Raw genomic sequence first — 415 nt, forward strand, 5'->3', positions numbered from 1 at the left:
AGCAGCTCCGGCAACAACGTCCACCCCGGTGCGACGGCCTTGAAAAAGGTGTTGACGAAGCGGAAAAGCCGGCTATAATGGGCGGCTCGCTACGAAGGAAACTTCGCAGCATACGGGAACGGCGCTGAGGCCACTTCCCCGGATCTTTGAAAGTATGCGCAGGTATCTTGTGAAGGCGCCTGCAGGAAGGATGACTGTCCATCTTGCAGACGTTTGATCAAGCAACTATTAATTGTTTTAAAGCAAGCGATACGTTGCCAGAATCATTCATCTGCAGCTTTAAATTTTTGCCTTCGGGCAATGCAGTTTTAAGTGAAGAGTTTGATCCTGGCTCAGAGTGAACGCTGGCGGTAGGCCTAACACATGCAAGTCGAACGGCAGCACAGAGGAGCTTGCTCCTTGGGTGGCGAGTGGC

1 rRNA gene is annotated in these 415 nt (G+C 52.3%); it reads left to right on the plus strand.

The annotated features are described in order from the left end of the window. Positions 1-309: 309 nt before the first annotated feature. A 16S ribosomal RNA gene (locus ABE543_RS18620) occupies positions 310-415 on the plus strand; the annotation flags it as partial.

Origin of the sequence: Stenotrophomonas sp. TWI169, from assembly GCF_039674705.1 — a bacterium.
Lineage (GTDB): Bacteria > Pseudomonadota > Gammaproteobacteria > Xanthomonadales > Xanthomonadaceae > Stenotrophomonas > Stenotrophomonas maltophilia_P.